This window comes from Oceanobacillus damuensis, from assembly GCF_001618145.1.
Taxonomy (GTDB): domain Bacteria; phylum Bacillota; class Bacilli; order Bacillales; family Amphibacillaceae; genus Oceanobacillus; species Oceanobacillus damuensis.
Genome location: NZ_LQNF01000004.1, coordinates 61,293 through 77,082 on the forward strand (window position 1 = coordinate 61,293; position 15,790 = coordinate 77,082).

Sequence of the window (15,790 nt, forward strand, 5' to 3'; positions counted from 1 at the left end):
GGCCACAATTGGCTTTAGCTGTTTTCTTCCAATAAAGATTGTCCCATTACGCTGACACGCTTTGTATTCTTTAATTCATCCAGGTTTTTAACACCGATTCCAAACATCGTCATTTTTAATTCGAGTTCAATCTGTGCCATCGTTTGAATAACGTCATCCTTTGATACTGTAGCCGCCTTCAGCAACTGGCGGGCATAGCCTACGATGTCAGCTCCAATAGTGATCGCTTTTGCTGCATCGACACCCGTTTTCATTCCACCACTGGCAACAAGAGGAGCATCTGGAAGCTTGCCTCGAACGGAAACAATACAGTCTTTTGTAGGGATACCCCAATTATTAAATGCTTCGGCAGCAGCTTTTTTTAACGGATCGCGCGAACGCAGCTTTTCCACCTGACTCCATGATGTCCCGCCTGCTCCAGCAACATCAATATAGGAGATTCCAGCATTGTATAATTTTTCGGCAACCGACCCATCAATACCAAAACCAACTTCCTTAACTCCCACTGGCGCATCCAATGTTTTACAAACCTGCTCAATTTTAGGCAAAAGATCTTCAAAGTTCAAATCTCCACCATCCTGAACCGCTTCCTGTAAGCTATTCAAATGGAGCACAATTGAATCTGCACCTGTTTTATCTATAATTCGCTGGCATTCTTCCGGACCGTATCCATAGTTGAATTGCACTGCTCCAATATTTACGATGACTGGTGCTGTCGGGGCCTGTTTTCGGATCAGAAATGATTCCTTATGCTGATCACTTTCCAGAAAGGCACGTGTTGATCCGATTGCTAAAGCCCAGCCCTTCTCTTCCGCGGCTATCGCGAGGTTTTGATTAATGGTGGTTGCAAGCTCTGATCCACCAGTCATTGAACTGACCAAAAAAGGCGCTTTTAGTTTTTTATCCAAAAAGCTTGTTTCTAGCGTAATATCGTCAAAATTTATTTCCGGTAATGCATTATGTATAAAGTTAATCCCTTCAAGCCCTGTTGATTTATTCACACCTTCAACGTTACCGGTTAAGCAAAGGCGAATATGCTCGGTTTTTCGCTGATTAATTCCTTTTTCCATATGGTGGTACCTCCACTATGTTTAAAATATCGTTACCTTATAGTCTACTTGTTTCGTTTCGGAAATGAAAGAGAGAGCTCTTGTTTATTATGTGTTATATTTAAGTTAATAATTGTGGAGCCTGCAGCTTTTTTTATGTTATATATTGAAAAAAAGGAGGTAATGAATAGTGAAAGCTAAAGCAAAAGCATTTGCGATCAGGGCTCATGAAGGGCAAAAGAGGAAAAATTCAAACGCCCCTTATATCTCCCACCCCATTCGTGTAGCTGAAAGGCTTGAAAATGAAGGATTTAGCGATGAATTGGTCAGCGCTGGGTATCTGCATGATGTCGCAGAGGATACAGACGTTGAAATAGATGATATAAAAAGGGAATTTGGTCATGATGTTGCGCATATTGTAGCAGCTCATACAGAGGATAAATCAAAGTCCTGGCAGGAGCGAAAACAGCATACAATTGACACGTTAAAAAATGTCGAAAAAGAGATTAAATATTTGATTATAGCAGATAAGCTGGACAATCTGATTGGACTTGAACAGGATATGAAACAGCAAGGGGAAGCCATTTGGAAGAATTTCAATGCCGGATATGATCAGCAATTATGGTACAACCAATCCATCGTAAAAAACATGTATGCTGGACTAAAGGAAAAAGATATCCCCGACTATTTCAGAGAATATGAGGAAGTTGTGCAGAGAGTATTCGGTTAGACTTTTCACTGCGTATTTCGTTCATTGTGCATGAAGTAATGTACCCTGCTGTATGGGCACCTTGGCTAACCTTTAACATCTGCCGTATGGATGATACTTCTTTCTTAAGTTGACGCACCGTTTTTTATGTACCTTACAGCATTAAATTCATTATGAACTGTTCACCAACAGGTCCCGTTTTTCTCCTGCCTGTATCTTGAAAACCAACTTTTTCATATAATTTCTGTGCAGCAATATTTTTGTGATTAACAGCTAAAACAATTTCGTTACAATTAGGAAAATCATCTGATACAAACTTCTTGAGTATATCCATAGCTTGTTTTGCATAACCTTTTCCCTGTTTCGCGTGGTTTATTGATAACGAGGTTAACAGCATAGCGTTCTGGTTATCTGAGTACTCTTTCACCCGGTCAGTTGAGTGTAATAAAAAGAAGCCAACAGGTTCGTTATCATTAAGTATAACAATACGATGCTGCCCCTCTGTTACTTCAATAAAATTTATTGGCAAAGAGGTAAACTTTCCTTGTTCTTCCGGAAGTTGAAAAGAACTTAACAGATCCATGTGCTCATTGGAAAAATGTTTTAACTCTATGGAATCCATTTTTCCCATTTTCTATTCCTCCTCTGGTTATTTACTCTTAGCTCTACTGCGTTTTCACCTTATTATGTTAAAGCACCAGCACAGCTCAATAATTCAACTGACGTAAATACAAGAGAATTTCGTGCTCATTTATTTTTCTGAAATTGTATTTTCGTAGCCTGCTGTCAATTTTCTTTTGTTGCTTATTTCCTTTGCTGAAGAAATTGATAATGTGGAAAAATATCCCCCCGAATATCCCTGCCCAGCCATTAAACCCAAGTTGAAATGCCATTTCTTCCGTTTCCGTAACTGGCAGTTGTGTCTTTTTTAAAAAGTCGGCTTTAAAGTAATCATCTCTCTTTTTCAATTCCAATAATACCTCCTTGAAAATTGAAATTTAACATAATCAAATTCTTCAGCAATCTAGTCAATTGTCCAACTCAAGTTTAATAATACTTTTTAACTAATCTACTAATTAAATATAAAAAGGTTAAAATAGTTCTTCTCGATCAATCTCACCATTTAGCACAATAATTATTAGAAGTTGCCTAAACGCTTCTTTCGTTAAGCAATAGATCGTTTAGGGAGGAAATCTTACAATTCTATTTCGGAGGTATTGGCTTAAAGAGCGTGCGTAAACCAAAGATTAAGCAAATAAACGCAACCAAAACAATCATTTTTGGAATGAGTGATAAGAACGCTACTAATTCTCCGTAAGTCATTCCCAGCATTGGGTTTTTCTTATTCTCAATTAAAATCGTATCAATATAATATCGGATTAAAGGTGGTGCAATCCATGAATAAACTTCGTGAATTATTAAAAGCAGAAAAAAATATACTCCAGGCTTAAAAGAATGAATTTTACTATTCCAGAGTCCGACTACAAATAATACAAACATTAAAATTGATATCATAATCCCTGCAAATCCGCTAATATAACTCACCAGAAAATTACCCCTCCATCATCCTGACGTGAAGTAAAATAACTCCAAAACCATAATAACATAATATTCAAAAACTACAGTGAAAAAATAAATCTTTTAATTATTACCTTGTTTAACTATTGCACCCGTTTGTTTAACTAAGAAATTCCTCCTAACAAACCTTTTTATAAAAAACAAGGGTTGCATTATCGTTTAACTTCTTGCTAATCCTGTTCTGGTATAGCCCATCTTTTCATATAAGTAACAATTTCGTTCTTCCTCTAATATTGTAGCTAATTCACTCCTGAGAGAACATTTCTTCAACTATAGTTATAGCCTTCTGAGCTATTCCTTTTCCTTAATAATAAGGTAGAATAAACATTGGGCTTATCCATAACTGTACTTCTTCTTTCCAAATAACACAGATAGCACCTACAAATTTGTTGTCACCTAATATCTTATAAAAACCACCATTAGGATTATTTATTCTCGTTATCACTCTCTCAATCGTTTCATTTGCAGGATTGGTTCTATAATCTTTATACTTATCCAGCAGCGACATAAAAGATTTAACTTGAATATCAAAAATACTTTAAGCATCATTATTTGTTGCTTTTTCTAACCTACTTCATAGCTTCACCCGCGTACCAATTATTTAACAAAAAATCCAAAAACTTCCTTCTTTAGCTCTTCCCACCACTCCATGTAAAGCCTCGGAAGGAAATTTGATATTTATTATTTAATGCAGGAGACCTTATGAGAGCGTAAAAAGTAGAAATTAGAATCTTTACATTCAAGTGTAGAAAAAAAACTATCAATCAAGGTTTTGATTCTTGAAATTCATCGCAATTACTTTATCCGAATAAAAAGATGTTAATTGTTCGCTCATAATACTTGTAGAGAAAATAAAATCCTTTTTAATCCAATACTTTATGACACCAACTGTAGCGTGGACTTGAAAGCTAAGAAAGATATCGTACCTTGTTTCCTTAGCATCAGTTTCTCGTTCAATATAAATCTCTTTACTAAATAAATTCCATAAAAATAGCTCGAGCCGCTTATATATATCCGGATTATTCTCTATACGATCTAGGGCTTTAAACAACTTTTTATGCTTTTCGATATGCTCAAATAGGAGCTTATTGGAAGGTATAACCCCATTCAAAAACACCTTGGCCTTATTTCTGTATGGTTTTTTAATAGACTGATGTATGCCTTCGATAGCATCTTGGTATAACTCTTCCAAGAGATCGATTTTATCTTGGTAATGGATATAGAAAGTACCTCTATTAAAATCCGCCCGATCGGTAATTTCGCTAATTGTGATAGAGTGCACATTATTGTTTTCTAAAATGAGATCTATAAAAGCATTTTTTAGGAACGTCTTTGTTAATTGTTTCTTTCTCATTTGTCGATTTGGATTATTCAATATAAATCATCCTTTTGTCCCGTTTATCAAGCCTTATAATAAACAAACCTAATCACTTTGTTGAGTATTCAACATATTCATTATACCTGCTTATTGAGTGTTAAGTCGAGAAACTCTATCATATAAATGAAAGCGCTCTTAAAAAATTTAACTTCTTTAAAATACGGAAGGGACATATAGGAGGAATAATAATGGGACTATTAGATGGAAAAGTAGCGATTATTACTGGCGGGGCGAAAGGTATGGGGGAATTTCATACAAGAAAGCTTGCTGAAGAAGGTGCAAAAGTTGTAATCGGAGATCTTGATGCAGAAAATGGAGAAAAAGTAGCAAGAGACATCGGGGAAGATAAGGCTATTTTTGTAGAGTTAGATGTTACAAATCCTATTAGTTGGGACACGGTAGTACAAAAGACTAAAGATACATTTGGTACTATTGATATTTTAGTGAATAATGCAGGACTTGCAGGTGCGATAACTGGACTTTTAGATATAGAAGAAGGCTTGTATAAAAAAATAATTGATATTAATCAGAATGGAATATTTTATGGCATGAGAGCAGTCTTACCTACAATGGTTGAAAATAATAAAGGGTCTATTATAAATATCTCTTCACTTGCTGGATTGAGACATGATATTACAGTTAATCCAGCTTATACTGCTTCAAAATTTGCAATCAGAGGTCTTACAAAACAAGCAGCATATGAATTTGCTGATAAAAATATTAGAATCAATGCTGTTCTTCCAGGAGCAATACTCACGCCAATGGCTGAAGCTGCACTAACTAAAGAACAGATTGATGACGTGTCTCAAAATCTGCTTCCAATGAAACGTTTCGCAGATCCAAAAGAAGTTTCCGAAGTAGTTGCATTTTTAGCATCTGATAAAGCTAGTTATGTAAGTGGAGCAGACTATGTAGTTGACGGAGCAAGAGCTACTATAAATAAATAATTAACATTATGAATTCGAAAAAAATGTAAATAAGATTTGCTTGGATTAAAGATGTCTTAAAAGAAAGAGTATATTTTTCTAAACGAATTAGAACTATTTTTCTAGGAGGAAATAGAATGGCTAGATTAGATGGTAAAGTAGCAATCATTACAGGTGCTGCAGGTGGAATGGGTTTAACTATGGCCCAAACGTTTGCTGAAGAAGGTGCAAAGGTGGTAGCGGCAGACATACAATTTGAACTTCTACAAGAAGGAGTAAATGAAATTAATGCTAAGGGCGGGGATGCACTTGCTTTAAAACTAGATGTGTCATCTCCTGCTGAATGGAAAAGTGCTATTGATGAGACTGTTAAAAAACACGGTAAGATCGATGTGTTAGTAAATAATGCTGCTATTCAGATAGGAAAAAGTGTTAAGGAAGCAACACTAGAAGAGTGGAATAAAGTTTTGGCAATAAACGCAACTAGTGTATTTCTAGGTATGCAAACTGTTATTCCTAAAATGCAGGAAAACGGTAAGGGATCAATCATTAACATGTCATCAATCGGTGCCATTGTTGGTGGTGCTCCTGATGGATATGATGTAGCCTACAGTGCTTCTAAAGGTGCTGTTCGGTCGATGACAAAGCATGCTGCAAAAGTACTGGCAAAAGATAATATTCGTGTGAACTCTGTACATCCAGGTGTAATTAGTACCCCGATGGTAGAAAGCTCGTTGAAAGATAATCCTGAATTGAGAGAAACAATAGAAGCCAATTTCCCGCTTCCACCGCATCTAGGTGATCCTAAAGACCTTGCATATATGGTGTTGTTTTTAGCATCTGATGAGTCTAAGTTTGCTACGGGAAGTGAATTTGTAGTAGATGGAGGAGCCACCTCAACAAAGTAATTAATTACTAAACTATTAATAATTTGATTTTTTAAAGGCTGTTTTGTATTTTCTTGTTCACTTAAGATTAACATTCCAATAAATAAATACATGCGGATGAGGAAAAAGAATTTCTCCTTTCCCGCATGTATTTGGTTTTTAAGACAGGAGATTGATCTACAAAAAACCAGCCTTGCTGGTATAATTTAGGTACTTAGTTTTTAAAACAATGCACAAAATCGTCTGAGTAGGCCCCCTTTTAGATGTAATCTAAATCTTCTATGCATTTAGTCATTGAATCCTAATCCAACAAAATTATATTTAGGAGGAACAATAATGAGATTTGGAATTATAGGTGCAGGACCAATAGGTACAATTATTTCTAAAAAATTAGTTAAAAATGGACATAATGTTAAAATTGCAGATGCTCGAGAAATTGAACGTTTAGAAGGAAAAGAGATTGCTGGAACACCTGTGAGTGTAGAAGATGTAATAACAAATATTGATGTTCTTATAATATCTATCCCTCTTCATGTAATGCCAAGCATTCGCAACATTGTAGAGAAAGCTGGGGAGGAAATAATCGTTGTAGACACTTCCAATTATTATCCTTTTAGAGACAATAAAATTGAAGAAATTGAGAACGGAATGGTTGAAAGCGTTTGGGTTTCAAATCAATTAGGTAGACCTATCATTAAAGCCTTCAGCAATCTATTAGCTTATACTTTAGAAAATAAAGGAACCCCCGAAGGGACTAGTGGTCGCATTGCCATGACAATTGCTGGTAATGACCTATCAGAAAAACATATAATCATGGACTTAGTAAATGAGCTAGGCTTCGATGCAGTGGATAGTGGCTCTTTAACTGATTCTTGGAGACAACAGCCAGGAACTCCTGCATATTGCACAGAACTAACAAAAGAAGAACTAACTAAAGCATTGAATAAGGCAGATACAGAAAAAGCCCCCTTCCTACGGGACAAAGTAATAGAGAAGTTTTCAGCTGGATTGTCACATAAAGATATTGTGAATCTAAACAGAGAAACATATAATTCATAATTTAGGAATTCCATATTGATTATTGCTCTGGTATTTAATTTTAAATCACCATAGAAGACACAGGAAAATTTGGAATCAAAATATTTAGATGTGGTTAACAACTTTTCATCACCGTGAAAAGTTGTACTCTTGTTACACTAAACTGCCAGTTTAAGTTTATTTTTTTACAAACTCGTATACTCACTAAAACATATTTCATATTAAATTTTAAATTGCCTTACAATTATCTCGGGAAATTAATAACAAATAAAGTGCTAAACTCTAGTGATTTAGCACTTTATTTATAATGCTTTGTGGGTTCTCTCCCCAATGACTGAACTACTTACTTATAAGGTGATATCCTTTACTATAAATGCGCGTCAATCTATCTTTTCATGATACAAAAAACATTCCTTTGTATGGTCATTTACCATACCAGTCGCTTGCATAAATGCATAGCAAATAGTTGGCCCTACAAACTTAAACCCCCGTTTTTTCAAGTCCTTGCTCATTTGTTCAGATTCGGGTGTATTTGCAGGTATATCTTTATGTGCAGCCCAATTGTTTTTAATTGGAGAGCCTCCAACAAATTGCCATATATATTGATCAAAGGTTCCGAACTCATCCTGAACTCGTAAGAAAGCACCCGCATTTGTAATAACTGATTTTATTTTGCTTTTATTTCTGACAATGCCCTCATTATGCTGCAGCTCATCTATTTTATCTTCCTTGTATTCACTAATCTTTTTTGGATCGAAATAATCAAATGCCTTTCGGTAATTCTCTCGTCGTTTTAATATGGTAATCCAGCTTAAACCTGCCTGGGCACCTTCCAGTGAAAGCATCTCAAATAATTTGTTATCATCATGAATCGGTCTTCCCCACTCATTATCATGATAATTTATATAGACCTTATCAGACGTAACCCATTTACAGCGTTTTTTCTCCATTCTAGTTCTCCTCTAGTTCCACTTCATTTTCATCATATGAAATCCAGTCACTGAAGCTTCCCGGATACAGCTTCACATTCTTAAACCCAGCCATTTTTAATGCAAGGATATTCGGGCAGGCAGAAATACCAGAGCCACAGGAAACGATGATCTCATCTTTTTTGGAAAGATTCGAGAAGTGTTCCTCTAATACCTCCCCTTTTTTCCATATACCATCTTCACTGAATACATCTTTCCAAAAGTAATTTTTAGCACCCGGAATATGACCAGCTTTGCTGTATAATGGCTCCCACTCTCCCAAGTATCGTTCTCTTGCTCGGGAATCAATTAAAACAGCGTCATTCGTTTCCATCTTTTCCTTAACATCCTGCATCTTTACAAATCTGTCGCCAGCAATTTCGGCCTTGAATTCTTTTGCTTCTAAGGAAGGAATTTCATCTGTCACTTCATTACCTTCCTCCACCCAGCGATTATATCCACCTTCTAGAATATACACATTGTCATGACCGATTGTCTCCAGCAGCCACCATAACCTTGCAGCAAACATTTCATTGCCCTGATCATAAATTACGACTGTCGTTTGATTATCGATTCCTATATTTCCAATCTTTGCTGTAAACTGTGTCCAGTCGGGAAGCGGATGGCTCCCCCCATGTTTCTCCACCTTTCCGGATAGATCTTTATTCAAATCCATATATACGGCTCCAGGTAAATGGTCTTTCAGATACATACGTCTCCCTGCGTCAGGATCATCAAGTTGAAACCTTAAATCTATGATCGCGGTGTTATTCTGATTATTTGCCAGTCGATTCTTCAGACGCTGAACACTGATTAGATTTGTCATTTTATCCCTCCATAATTTGCTCATATAATATTCATCTACAAATCTACCATTCATGTACAAGGAATCTCTTTTCTTCCCTTCTATTTCAAAACCAGACTTCTTATATAATTTTACACCTGCCAGATTTTCTTCTATCACAGTCAATTCTAATCGATGGATCTTCTGTTTAGAAGCCCAATCTTCCATTTTCTTAAACAATTCCGTCCCAACACCTAATCCCCGGTAGTTCTTTCGTATGCCAATGACGATGTGGACACTATGCTTATTCTTTCTTGCATTCCCTCCAACAGCAAAAAGATAACCGACTAATCGCCCTTCTCTTTCTGCAAGAAAAGCTGCCGAATTTTCCTCTTGGGACAGTTTATCAATTATTTTCGATTGGTTTTCCGGCGATAAATCTCTCTCCCCTGCTTCATACAGCATATATGGACTTTCCGACTCCACTTCATGGATAAGCAACGCAAGTTCTTCCCCATCCTCCATTACCGCTTCTCTGATCATTTTCCCACTCCTATTTGGCACTTTAATATACTTTCGACAAAAAGAATCAGAATCCTTTCCAATTATTTCGTTTTTCGTTATTCATTGTGGTAAAATACTGCTAAATCAAACCTCGTTCGTCGCAGTTGATAGAAACTGCGAAGTAAATTAAGTTTATTCTTGGAGATAAGTGCGCTTGTCGCCGTCCGAGATCGCTCTGGGCGGATGCTTTCCGCGGGCACGGCCTCAGCCCCGAAGAGAAAACCACTCTTCTGGTCTTCGGACACGTGCTTTTCCCGCAGGAGTCACCGCCCGCCGCTCACCCGGACTAGTGAAGTTGTGTAATCAGAATTAATCGCTCTTAAGAATGGAATTTTTTGCCATAAATCTACAACCAGCTCTGGGAAATACACGGAGACTTCTGCGGGAGCAGAGGCATCGGTGAGACAACGCAGCGCTTTAGCGCAAGTTGGCTCACCAGCCGCCCGCGAAAAGCGCAGGGTATTTCCCAGAGCGGTAGCCGAAGTTAGTTGCTTCCATTATAAGCTATAAATTTATCGCAAATAGGCAGTTACTTCGCAGTTTACACAAAATGCGGCATTAATAATAATTTTCTAAATTTAAAGGGAGCGAAATAACCATGAGAGAAGAACTGATCGAACGCTTTACAACGTATGTAAAAATCGATACGCAATCCAACGAAGATTCTCCGTCGACACCTTCAACTCCTGGCCAGCTGGATCTTATCAACGTATTGGCTAAAGAACTGAAAGAAATCGGCATGGAAGATGTGGAGTCTGATGAAAATGGCTATTTAATGGCCACCCTACCTGCGAATACCGATAGAGAAATTCCTACGATTGGATTCCTGGCACACGTAGATACTGCAACAGACTTTACCGGGAAAAATGTGAAGCCGCAAATAATCGAAAATTTTGATGGTAATGACCTAACACTGAATAAAGACTTAGATGTAGTTTTGTCTGCCAAAGCGTTTCCGGAGCTCCCGAGCTATAAAGGGCACACGTTGATAACCACCGACGGAACCACATTGCTCGGGGCCGACAATAAAGCTGGTGTCGCGGAAATTATGACTGCCATGAACTATCTGATTCAACACCCTGAGATAAAACATGGCAGAATCCGTGTGGCCTTTACTCCAGATGAGGAAATCGGACGCGGACCACATAAATTCGATGTCCAGCGCTTTGATGCCAGTTATGCTTATACCATCGATGGTGGACCACTCGGTGAATTACAATACGAAAGTTTTAATGCGGCAGCGGCGAAGGTAACATTTAAAGGAAACAGCGTTCACCCTGGAATAGCTAAAAATAAAATGGTCAATTCAGGCAAACTGGCTGCCGAATTCATCAATAAATTCCCTGCAGAGGAGTCACCGGAACATACAGAACACTATGAAGGCTTTTACCATCTTATTTCCATCAGTGGTGATGTGGAAAAGACAACGGTCTATTACATCATCCGTGACCATGATAGGCATAAATTCGAGGAACGGAAAAATACGGTGAAGACATTTGTACAGGAGATGAAAGATGTCTATGGTAACGCATCCGCAGAACTGGATATGGCAGACCAATATTACAACATGCGTGAAAAAATTGAACCTGTTAAGGAGATTGTAGAGATTGCCAGTCAGGCCATGAAAAACTTGGATATCGATCCAATTGTGGAACCTATCCGTGGCGGGACAGACGGATCACAGTTATCCTATATGGGACTGCCGACACCGAATATATTTACAGGTGGAGAGAATTTCCATGGAAAATTTGAATATATTTCCGTCGATAACATGGAAAAAGCATCTAAAGTAATTGTGGAAATCTGTAAGTTATTTGAAGCAAAATAATTGCTATCTATAATAAGTGAAATTTCAATCAGCGAGGATCTTGTTGCTTGCTGCATGCGGAAAAACCTATATCTAAATTTATGCGGATCTGGATCCACTCTTTATGTTGATAAAAAAGGAAGCCATTAAACCAATTGCCAATAAGAGGGCAAGGAGCACAAGCGTGGTAAAATAGCTTACAACCTGCATAAACTGTGTAGCAACTATTGGTCCCAAAGTTGCACCTATAAACAGGATGAAGGTGTAAAAGGATGCAGCAACAGCACGATCCTCACCCCCAAGATTTCCCACGAGTATCATAATGGAAGGGAACGTTATCGATATGCCGGCAACAAAGAATATAGTCAACACAGCTATAATAAAAAGGTTCTGTGTGGCTCCTACTGCAATCAAACCAAGTACACTAAAGAGCATTCCCGTCCGAAATACATGTATGAGTCCAAACTGTCTTATAAAATAACCGGTAAAAGGGGAAATCATCATGCCTATAATACCTACTGCACGAATAATGAGTATCCCTTTCTCTGATAAATAAAATGGTGAACTACTTAAATACTCTCCAAGAACTGTGTACATACCAATAAACGTTAGAAGCAGCATACTAGTAATAAGGTAGGTCAATAATAAATCTTTTGTTGTAAAAATCTGTTTCACCTTTTTAAAATAGTCTTTAACCAACATTTCCCTTTTGCTATTGATACCTTTCGGAAGAAGGAAGTATACGGATAACGAACAACCTAAGTAAATCCCTCCAAAAACAATAAAAACCATTTGCCAATCAAACGTTTGATTAACAATTCCTGCCAACACCTGACCAAAAATTCCAGCAGTTACGAAACCAAAACTGATAAATCCGATTACTGTAGGTATTTTCATCTCGGGAAACACATCATATACATAGGCCAAGGCTGAAGGAGCAAATGTGGCTGCCATAAACCCCTGTAATCCACGCAGTAATAGAAACAATTGAAATGATTCCACCAAACCGATCGCCATCGTAACAAGTGTCAGGGTACACAGTCCGAATAATATAATCTGTTTTCGGCCCAGCCTGTCTGAAAGTGGTCCAAATAGTAAAAAACCAAGCGCATAAAATACTGAAAATATACTTGTTGGCCACGCTGCAGCTGTCGGTGTAACTTGATAAATCTTAGAAAAATCACTTGTTAATGGTGTAGTAACGTAGACGCTTGATACAATGAATAAAGCACAGCAAAAAAGTAAAATGGTGACAACAAGGTCATTTCGTTTTGTTTGTTGTTTATCTTCTTCTAAAGACATGTCGACTCCCCCCTTGTTTCCATGGATATGATAAACAGGGATCATTCATACCGAAGCAGCATCTCTGGTGTTTAAATTTTCTAATGTTTCGGAATGGATTGCATTTCACAACAATACTATTATTGTGCATGGATATATGAGAAAATGAATAAATGCTTTACTTCTGCCATTGTCTATAAAATCATAGAATAACTATCATATGGCGGATTTACAAGGAGAGAGAAACGATGTTCAAGAAGAATAAATTACCTATTATCTTTATGATAGCAACTATATTAACTTTAATGTCTGCATGCTCTATATTTGATCAGACAAAACAACCAGAAGAAGCACCTTCTAATACCGACAGTACTCCCCCTGAAAAAGATACAATAGAAGAACCTGGCAATAAACAGGAGGAACAAGCTGTGGACCTTCCTGCAGATTCCCTGCAGAAGTTGGATAAAGGGGAGCAGGTCCTGCAATTGCAAAACGCATTAAATCATATTGGGTATGAATTGAATGAGAACGGTGAATATGATGAAGCAACTACGTGGGCAATTACAGATTTTCAATTACAGCACGATTCCCTGCTTGTATCCGGTCTCTATGATGAGCAAACAAAAATCGCATTGGATGAAGCAATAGACAATGATGTGGAAGTCGTTGCCGGTGCTGGGTTGCCGCAAACAGCAGAGCCTGCTTTTACAAGTTCTGGTACGGAGGTTATTGCAAATCCGTATGAACAGCTGGCACTCATAAATAAAGAACATGCTCTGCCGGCAGATTATATACCGGAAGACCTTGTGATACCGAATGTCCCATTCCCATTTTCAGAAGATACTCCGAAAAAACAAATGCGGGAAGCCGCGGCAAAATCATTGGAAGATTTATTTGCAGCAGCTGAAAAATTCGGTCTTGAGCTATTTGCCATTTCTGGTTATCGTTCTTTTGATAGACAGGATGCAATTTTCGCATCCAATGCTCTCAAACATGGGGAAGAAGAAGCAAATACATTCAGCGCCCGACCCGGTGAAAGCGAGCACCAAACTGGACTGAGTATGGATGTGACAAGTCCGGAAGTTGACTTTGAATTAGTGACAGAATTCGAGAATACTAAAGAAGGGCAATGGATTCAGGAAAATGCAGCTGAATTTGGATTTATCGTCCGCTTCCCAGAAGGAAAAGAGGAAATAACAAAATACATGTATGAACCTTGGCATCTGCGATATGTCGGTGAAAAGGCCGCAAAGGAAATTACCGCTCAAGGTATCACATTGGAAGAATATTTAGGAGAAACAGAATAGAAAACAATTGATCCTGTTCCATACGAGCAGGTTTTTTTATGATTATTTTTATAAAAAAGCGGGTAATCGTCTGTATGTAAAACACAAAAGCGGAAAAGAAAGTTCGTGTCCTACTAAGTTGGGATACGGCACAATAGAAGTAAGATTTAACTCTTTTCATACTTTTTGTGGGGAAGCTGGTGTTAAATATGTTCGGTTTACTCGATTTTTTAAAATTGACAATGTCTATATTTATTATTTTGCCCATTGTATCTCTCATAAGGGAAATGGGCTATTTGGTTGCAGGGAAATTATTTGGTGTAAAGGAAGCGACCATAACCATTGGTTCAGGTCCCTATTTCTTTAAGTTCTGGATATTTGAGGTAAGAAGATTTTATTTCATGTACAGCTGGTGTCACTATGAATCCCTGGAAAGAGATTCAAAATTTGCCCATATCATCATTTACGCTTCTCCTATTCTTGCCAATTTATTTGTGGCATTATTTATTAATGGTCTATTGGCTAATGACTTGCTTGAATATGAAACATTTTGGAATCAATTTGTTTTTTATGCCTTTTATTTTTTACTTTTTGATGCCATTCCATTGTACTATCCAGATGGACAGCCAAGCAACGGGAGAGTGGTTTATGATTTGATACGGTACGGGAAACGCAGTGACTTTAGGCGAAACGACCCACAGATTAATGCGCAATCAGAAGAGGAAGAGGGAGAGAAAGAATAAGAAATACCATTCGCGTGAATATTTACAGAAAATTGCTGTACGTTGCCCTAATAGCGGATTTGCTCAGACAATGCTAGGTCAATCTGTGAATCAAGTGCACGAATCCGCTCGAGCGCGACATGTTCTTCAATCTCTTTATAATGATGATTTCCGCCGTTTTCTTCGTCGGCTTCATCTGCCATTGTAACAACTTGCTGCAACGGCTTTAATTTCAGCTCCCCTTTTGGCAAATAAGAGTCCGTATGAAGTAAAACGGCAACCGCGATTTCCTTTGCCGCCTGACGTTCTTCCCCAATTCGTATAAGCAGCTTATGTGCTCTGCTTGCACCCTTAATTGCGTGAATATCGTTTTCCTTATAGAGCTGATAATCCCACTCCCCGTCCCGATACCATGTATAGTGGCCAATATCATGAAGTAACGCAGCTTTGGTCGCATGGTCCGGGTTCACATCAAAACGTCTGGAAAATATATATGCATATTCCGCTACAGCAATCGCGTGTGCAACACCAGATCTTTTTAAATATTTCTGTGTAATTGGGTGGGTGAAAACCTGTTCTAATGTGACCTTTCTCATGTCAACTCTCCCCTTTCCATAAATTGAAATTTTTATTTCCGTCCAGTATTCCTGTCTTCCAGATTCATGTTTGATTGAATCTTGCTCTAATCGGTTTGAACTTCCGTTAAGGTAAAATTTAAATGACTATAGCATAGTTTTTACATATACACAACAGTTACCTATTTTCAAATTATTTAAACATATGTCTAAATGCAATGCATTGTCTAGATGATTG

16 protein-coding genes and 1 pseudogene are annotated in these 15,790 nt (G+C 37.7%); 7 read left to right on the forward strand and 10 right to left on the reverse strand.

Annotated elements, in window-relative coordinates:
- Positions 1-14 precede the first annotated feature (14 nt).
- Positions 15-1,070, reverse strand: a complete 1,056-nt coding sequence (gene fni, locus A4245_RS05320) for a type 2 isopentenyl-diphosphate Delta-isomerase (protein ID WP_067726424.1) — start codon at positions 1,068-1,070, stop codon at positions 15-17.
- Positions 1,071-1,239: 169 nt separating this feature from the next.
- Here fni and A4245_RS05325 point away from each other — a divergent pair, with 169 nt between their 5' ends.
- Positions 1,240-1,779, forward strand: a complete 540-nt coding sequence (locus A4245_RS05325) for an HD domain-containing protein (RefSeq protein WP_084268686.1) — start codon at positions 1,240-1,242, stop codon at positions 1,777-1,779.
- 133 nt (positions 1,780-1,912) lie between these two features.
- On the opposite strand, the gene A4245_RS05330 is transcribed toward A4245_RS05325, so the two are convergent.
- The 5 genes and pseudogenes from A4245_RS05330 to A4245_RS05345 form a co-directional block, all read right to left on the reverse strand.
- Positions 1,913-2,389 (reverse strand): GNAT family N-acetyltransferase, encoded by a 477-nt coding sequence (locus A4245_RS05330; RefSeq protein WP_067726427.1) that lies wholly within the window; start codon positions 2,387-2,389, stop codon positions 1,913-1,915.
- A 76-nt stretch (positions 2,390-2,465) separates the two neighbouring features.
- Positions 2,466-2,726: a hypothetical protein gene (locus tag A4245_RS05335; protein ID WP_157087665.1), complete on the reverse strand. Its 261-nt coding sequence runs from the start codon at positions 2,724-2,726 to the stop codon at positions 2,466-2,468.
- A 235-nt stretch (positions 2,727-2,961) separates the two neighbouring features.
- Positions 2,962-3,303, reverse strand: a complete 342-nt coding sequence (locus A4245_RS05340; protein ID WP_067726431.1) for a hypothetical protein — start codon at positions 3,301-3,303, stop codon at positions 2,962-2,964.
- 151 nt (positions 3,304-3,454) lie between these two features.
- A pseudogene (locus A4245_RS20540) lies at positions 3,455-3,871 on the reverse strand (GNAT family N-acetyltransferase).
- A 225-nt stretch (positions 3,872-4,096) separates the two neighbouring features.
- Positions 4,097-4,711: a TetR/AcrR family transcriptional regulator gene (locus A4245_RS05345; RefSeq protein WP_067726433.1), complete on the reverse strand. Its 615-nt coding sequence runs from the start codon at positions 4,709-4,711 to the stop codon at positions 4,097-4,099.
- Between the two features lie 191 nt (positions 4,712-4,902).
- Between A4245_RS05345 and A4245_RS05350 the strand changes: the two genes are divergently transcribed.
- From A4245_RS05350 to A4245_RS05360, 3 genes are all read left to right on the forward strand, one after another.
- Complete coding sequence (locus A4245_RS05350; protein ID WP_067726435.1) at positions 4,903-5,661, forward strand: SDR family NAD(P)-dependent oxidoreductase; 759 nt, start codon at positions 4,903-4,905, stop codon at positions 5,659-5,661.
- 116 nt (positions 5,662-5,777) lie between these two features.
- Positions 5,778-6,548, forward strand: coding sequence for an SDR family NAD(P)-dependent oxidoreductase (locus tag A4245_RS05355; RefSeq protein WP_067726437.1), 771 nt, complete (start codon positions 5,778-5,780; stop codon positions 6,546-6,548).
- Between the two features lie 315 nt (positions 6,549-6,863).
- Positions 6,864-7,586 (forward strand): NADPH-dependent F420 reductase, encoded by a 723-nt coding sequence (locus A4245_RS05360; protein ID WP_067726439.1) that lies wholly within the window; start codon positions 6,864-6,866, stop codon positions 7,584-7,586.
- A 359-nt stretch (positions 7,587-7,945) separates the two neighbouring features.
- Here the strand turns inward: A4245_RS05360 and A4245_RS05365 are convergent, their stop codons facing one another.
- Positions 7,946-8,515 (reverse strand): DNA-3-methyladenine glycosylase I, encoded by a 570-nt coding sequence (locus A4245_RS05365; protein WP_067726441.1) that lies wholly within the window; start codon positions 8,513-8,515, stop codon positions 7,946-7,948.
- Position 8,516: 1 nt separating this feature from the next.
- Positions 8,517-9,860, reverse strand: coding sequence for a GNAT family N-acetyltransferase (locus A4245_RS20845; protein WP_084268687.1), 1,344 nt, complete (start codon positions 9,858-9,860; stop codon positions 8,517-8,519).
- 619 nt (positions 9,861-10,479) lie between these two features.
- On the opposite strand from A4245_RS20845, the gene pepT reads away from it, so the two are divergent.
- Complete coding sequence (pepT, locus tag A4245_RS05375) at positions 10,480-11,709, forward strand: peptidase T (RefSeq protein WP_067726443.1); 1,230 nt, start codon at positions 10,480-10,482, stop codon at positions 11,707-11,709.
- 78 nt (positions 11,710-11,787) lie between these two features.
- On the opposite strand, the gene A4245_RS05380 is transcribed toward pepT, so the two are convergent.
- Positions 11,788-12,990, reverse strand: a complete 1,203-nt coding sequence (locus A4245_RS05380; RefSeq protein ID WP_084268688.1) for an MFS transporter — start codon at positions 12,988-12,990, stop codon at positions 11,788-11,790.
- A 227-nt stretch (positions 12,991-13,217) separates the two neighbouring features.
- Here A4245_RS05380 and A4245_RS05385 point away from each other — a divergent pair, with 227 nt between their 5' ends.
- A complete protein-coding gene (locus A4245_RS05385) occupies positions 13,218-14,276 on the forward strand; it encodes a D-alanyl-D-alanine carboxypeptidase family protein (RefSeq protein WP_067726445.1) in 1,059 nt (352 codons plus the stop codon).
- A 179-nt stretch (positions 14,277-14,455) separates the two neighbouring features.
- Positions 14,456-14,998 carry a hypothetical protein gene (locus tag A4245_RS05390; RefSeq protein ID WP_199860649.1) on the forward strand — a complete coding sequence of 181 codons (543 nt, stop codon included), beginning with the start codon at positions 14,456-14,458 and terminating at the stop codon, positions 14,996-14,998.
- Between the two features lie 47 nt (positions 14,999-15,045).
- Here the strand turns inward: A4245_RS05390 and A4245_RS05395 are convergent, their stop codons facing one another.
- Positions 15,046-15,573, reverse strand: coding sequence for an HD domain-containing protein (locus tag A4245_RS05395; RefSeq protein ID WP_067726449.1), 528 nt, complete (start codon positions 15,571-15,573; stop codon positions 15,046-15,048).
- Positions 15,574-15,790: the final 217 nt, after the last annotated feature.

What these genes read in the sequence shown, in the direction of transcription:
- A4245_RS05385 (WP_067726445.1), top strand. Translation starts at nt 13,218, where the DNA reads ATGTTCAAGAAGAATAAATTACCTATTATCTTTATGATAGCAACTATA.
- A4245_RS05395 (WP_067726449.1), bottom strand. Translation starts at nt 15,573, where the DNA reads ATGAGAAAGGTCACATTAGAACAGGTTTTCACCCACCCAATTACACAG.
- A4245_RS05355 (WP_067726437.1), top strand. Translation starts at nt 5,778, where the DNA reads ATGGCTAGATTAGATGGTAAAGTAGCAATCATTACAGGTGCTGCAGGT.
- A4245_RS05380 (WP_084268688.1), bottom strand. Translation starts at nt 12,990, where the DNA reads ATGTCTTTAGAAGAAGATAAACAACAAACAAAACGAAATGACCTTGTT.
- A4245_RS05365 (WP_067726441.1), bottom strand. Translation starts at nt 8,515, where the DNA reads ATGGAGAAAAAACGCTGTAAATGGGTTACGTCTGATAAGGTCTATATA.
- fni (WP_067726424.1), bottom strand. Translation starts at nt 1,070, where the DNA reads ATGGAAAAAGGAATTAATCAGCGAAAAACCGAGCATATTCGCCTTTGC.
- pepT (WP_067726443.1), top strand. Translation starts at nt 10,480, where the DNA reads ATGAGAGAAGAACTGATCGAACGCTTTACAACGTATGTAAAAATCGAT.
- A4245_RS05350 (WP_067726435.1), top strand. Translation starts at nt 4,903, where the DNA reads ATGGGACTATTAGATGGAAAAGTAGCGATTATTACTGGCGGGGCGAAA.
- A4245_RS05360 (WP_067726439.1), top strand. Translation starts at nt 6,864, where the DNA reads ATGAGATTTGGAATTATAGGTGCAGGACCAATAGGTACAATTATTTCT.
- A4245_RS05330 (WP_067726427.1), bottom strand. Translation starts at nt 2,389, where the DNA reads ATGGGAAAAATGGATTCCATAGAGTTAAAACATTTTTCCAATGAGCAC.
- A4245_RS20845 (WP_084268687.1), bottom strand. Translation starts at nt 9,860, where the DNA reads ATGATCAGAGAAGCGGTAATGGAGGATGGGGAAGAACTTGCGTTGCTT.